The 4,165-nt window shown below is 63.6% G+C and carries 3 protein-coding genes and 1 pseudogene; 1 reads left to right on the top strand and 3 read right to left on the bottom strand.

Features of this window, described 5'->3' with window-relative positions; genetic code table 11:
• From queG to RMO81_RS05585, 3 genes are all read right to left on the bottom strand, one after another.
• A partial coding sequence (gene queG, locus RMO81_RS05595) for a tRNA epoxyqueuosine(34) reductase QueG (RefSeq protein WP_409049586.1) occupies positions 1-604 on the bottom strand: 604 nt, incomplete at its 3' end.
• Positions 583-1,347, bottom strand: coding sequence for an alpha/beta hydrolase (locus RMO81_RS05590; RefSeq protein ID WP_310474781.1), 765 nt, complete (start codon positions 1,345-1,347; stop codon positions 583-585). The genes queG and RMO81_RS05590, both read right to left, overlap by 22 nt.
• Positions 1,344-3,605: an NADP-dependent malic enzyme gene (locus RMO81_RS05585; protein ID WP_310474780.1), complete on the bottom strand. Its 2,262-nt coding sequence runs from the start codon at positions 3,603-3,605 to the stop codon at positions 1,344-1,346. The genes RMO81_RS05590 and RMO81_RS05585 overlap by 4 nt, the downstream gene beginning before the upstream one ends.
• A 146-nt stretch (positions 3,606-3,751) precedes the next feature.
• On the opposite strand from RMO81_RS05585, the pseudogene RMO81_RS05580 reads away from it, so the two are divergent.
• A pseudogene (locus RMO81_RS05580) lies at positions 3,752-4,165 on the top strand (DNA mismatch repair protein MutS); the annotation flags it as partial.

The raw sequence follows: 4,165 nt of genomic DNA, 5'->3' as shown, positions 1-4,165 counted from the left end.
CGGTCGGACAGGCCGTCTGGCAACGGGTGCAGCTGCCGCACCGATCCGCATGCGGTGCGTCGGCCGCCAGATCGAGCGTGGTGTAGATCGCGCCGAGGAACAGCCAGCTGCCATGCTGGCGCGAGACCAGATTGGTGTGCTTGCCCTGCCAGCCCAACCCGGCAGCGGCGGCCAGCGGCTTTTCCATCACCGGGGCGGTATCAACGAAGACTTTCAACTCGCAGCCGGCTTGCGCCACCAGCCAGCGCGCCAGCGCCTTCAGCCGTTTCTTGATAAGATCATGATAATCGCGGTTCCACGCATAAACCGAAATCACCCCGGTATCGCCTTCACCCGCCAGCCGCAGCGGATCCAGCGCCGGCGCATAGCTGGTGCCGAGCATGATGACGCTCTTCACATCGGGCCACAGGCCTTGCGGCGACGCGCGTTCATCGGCGCGGCCTTCCATCCAGATCATGTCGCCGTGGCAGCCTTCGGCGAGCCATTGGCGCAGGCGCCCCCCGGCCTGCGGCACCGCAGCGGCCGTGGTGATACCGATATCGGCAAAGCCCAGGCGCAGCGCCTCGGCCTTAAGGGCTGCAATCAGGCCAGCGTCGCCAGCCACGTCATCACCGTGGCGTGCAGCCTTTGTTCAATCTCGCCCCAGAACAGCCAGTGCGGCACGCCGGGCCATTCGTGATAATCCACCGTGCCAGCAATCTGCCGCGCGGTGGCGCGCGCAATGCCCGGCGGCGTGGTGCGATCATTGCCGCCCACCACCACCAGCGCCGGCTGGGTCAACCGCGCATAATCCACCCGCGTGATATTGCCATACAGCGGCGGCAGCGCCATTTCGGCCAGCACTCGGCCTGAATCCCACACCAGCGCGGCGATTTCCTTGGCGGTGACCTCTTCGGGCACACCATTGAAACAGCCCCAGCGCGCACCGGCTTCATCGAACATGGTCGGGCTATCCCACCAACCCCATTTCAGCAGCACGTTCTTGAGCGTTCGGGCCTGATCGAGGCTGGGCGACTGGCTGTTGGCGGCGGCGGCTGGCGACAGCAGCACCAATCCGGCATGCGGAATCCGCAGCGCCACCATCTGGGCCAGCAGGCCGCCCATCGAGTGGCCAAGGATTACCGGCGGTTCCCCCAATTTGCCCGCCTCGGCAACCAGATGATCGACATAGGCGGTGATCGACAGTTCGCCCAGTGCCGCTGCGGGTGGCAGGCAGGCCGGGCGATCGTGGAACAGCAGGGCCGGCGCGTGGGTGCGGTGGCCGGCCTCCTCCAGCACCAGGCGCAGCCGGTCAAACGTGCCCGGCGTCGACCACATGCCGTGGATGAGCAGAACCGGTGGTTTCAACACACCACGCCTGTCGACGCGAGCACGCCCAGCGTGACGATATCGGCGGCGCTGCTGTTCATCGGCACGATCTGCACCGGTTTCGACATATTGACCAGCATCGGGCCGACAACGCGCAAATTGGCGACTTCCTTGATCAGTTTTGCGGCAATGTTGGCGCTGTGCAGGCCGGGCATGATCAGCACATTGGCCGGGCCCGACAGGCGATTGAACGGGTACTGCGCTCGCATCGACGGATTGAGCGCCACGTCGGCCGACATTTCGCCTTCATACTCGAAACCAACCTGCTCGCTGTCGAGGATCTCCACGGCGCCGCGCAAATTGTCCACGAACTCGCCGCGCGGGTTGCCGAAATTGCTGTAGCTCAGGAACGCCACGCGCGGTTCCTGGCCCAGCCGGCGCGCCACCGCTGCCGTTTCCTTGGCGATCGTGGCCAGCGTTTCGGCGGTCGGGCGTTCTGTCACCGTGGTATCGGCGATGAAGATCGTCTGCTGCTTGCCCACCAGCATGTGGATGCCGAACGGCCGGCAGCCATCCACCGGATCGATCACCTGGCGCACCTGGCGATAAGTGGTGGCGAAATTGCGCGTAACCCCGGTGAGCATCAGATCGGCTTCACCCATCGCCACCAGCAGCGCGCCAAACACATTGCGCTCGTGGTTGACCATGCGCTGCACATCGCGGTGCAGCATGCCGCGCCGTTGCAGCCGGCCATAGAGATATTCCACCATCTTTGGCACCAGCGGCGAGATCGCGCTGTTGTGGATTTCGAAACTGTCGATGTCTTCCACGCCCAGCCGGGCCAGACCTTCGCGCACCGGCCCTTCGCGGCCAACCAGCACCGGCGTGCCGTAACCGCTGTTCTTCCAGTTCATGGCGGCGCGCAGCACCACATCCTGTTCGGCTTCGGCAAATACCGCCCGGCGCGGGCGACTTTGCGCGCTTTCGATGGCGCCCTGCAGGATCGAGGTGGTGGGATTGAGGCGGCCGCGCAGTTCCTGGCGATAGGCCTCTTCATCAAAGAACGGCTTGCGCGCTGCACCCGAAGCCATGGCGGCCTTGGCAACGGCGGTCGGGATATGTTCGATCAGGCGCGGATCAAACGGCGCCGGGATGATATATTCGGGGCCAAAGGTGCGGGCCTTGCCGCCGTATGCCGCCGCCACTTCATCGGGCACCGGCATGCGCGCCAGCGACGCAATGGCGTTGGCCGCGGCCAGCTTCATCTCTTCGTTGATGGCGGTCGCCCGCACATCCAGCGCACCCCGGAACAGATAGGGGAAGCACAGCACGTTGTTGACCTGATTGGGATAATCGCTGCGTCCGGTGGCCACGATGGCATCGCTGCGCACGGCGTGGACTTCTTCGGGCGTGATTTCGGGATCGGGGTTGGCCATGGCAAAGATGATCGGATTGGCCGCCATGCTGGCCACCATCTCGGAGCTGACAGCACCCTTCTGGCTGAGGCCCATGAACACATCGGCACCCACCATCGCTTCTTCGAGCGTGCGCGCCGGCGTATCGGCGGCGTGGGCCGATTTCCACTGGTTCATGCCCTTTTCGCGGCCCTTGTAGATGACGCCCGACGTGTCACACATGATGACATGCTTGACGCCATAAAGCTTGATCAGTTCCGTGCAGGCAATGGCCGCGGCCCCGGCACCGTTCACCACCAGTTTCACATCCTCCGGCTTGCGTCCGGTCAGATGCATGGCGTTGATCATGCCGGCGGCAGCCACGATGGCAGTGCCATGCTGATCATCGTGAAAGACCGGGATGTTCATCCGTTCCTTCAGCGTGGTTTCGATGATGAAACACTCCGGCGCCTTGATATCCTCAAGGTTGATGCCGCCGAACGATGGCTCCAGCAGTTCCACACAGGCGATGAACTTGTCGACGTCTTCGGTGTTTACTTCCAGATCGATGGAATCGATATCGGCAAAGCGCTTGAACAGCACTGCCTTGCCTTCCATCACCGGCTTGGACGCCAGCGCACCCAGATTGCCCAGGCCCAGGATGGCGGTGCCGTTGGAGATGACGGCGACCAGATTGCCCTTGATGGTGTAATCATAGGCACTATCCGGATCGGCAGCGATGGCGCGCACGGGCGCTGCCACGCCCGGCGAATAGGCCAGGGACAGATCGCGCTGCGTCGCCATCGGCTTGGAAGCGATGATCTCGATCTTCCCGGCCTTGCCCATCCGGTGATAGGCGAGCGCCTCGCGGTCACCAAAGTCGTTATCGTCGATGCTGCTCATGCTCTGTCCCGAAAGCTGAATGTGCCACGGATAGGATTGCGGCAGCAAAGGGGCAAGCGCTTTGCTATCCATCGTGCCGCTTTCACGCGCCCCTTTGCACCGCAGCGCCTGCGCGCTATCGCTGCAACGTGACCGCCGCTTCCCCCATGATGACCCAATATCTCGGTATCAAGGCCGAGGTGCCAGACACGCTGCTGTTCTATCGCATGGGCGATTTCTACGAATTATTCTTTGATGATGCCGTCGCTGCCGCCGCATGCCTCGACATCGCGCTGACCAAGCGCGGCGAGCATGGCGGGGAGCCGATCCCGATGTGCGGCGTGCCCGTCCACGCCCATGAAAATTATCTCGCCCGCCTGATCCGCGCCGGGCACCGTGTGGCCATTGCCGAACAGATCGAAGACCCGCGCGACGCAAAAATGCGAGGCAGCAAGAGCGTGGTGGCACGCGCCATCGTGCGGATCGTCACGCCGGGCACCATCACCGAATCCGCTCTGCTGGAACCCAAACGCTCCAACTGGCTGGCCGCACTCTACCTTCTCCCCTCTCCTTCAGGGGAG

It is taken from the genome of Sandarakinorhabdus sp. (assembly GCF_031422795.1).
Taxonomy (GTDB): domain Bacteria; phylum Pseudomonadota; class Alphaproteobacteria; order Sphingomonadales; family Sphingomonadaceae; genus Sandarakinorhabdus.
This window is presented reverse-complemented; position numbering and strand designations above follow the sequence as displayed.

Coding starts and splice junctions, on each gene's coding strand:
- RMO81_RS05585 (WP_310474780.1), bottom strand. CDS start 3,605: ATGAGCAGCATCGACGATAACGACTTTGGTGACCGCGAGGCGCTCGCC.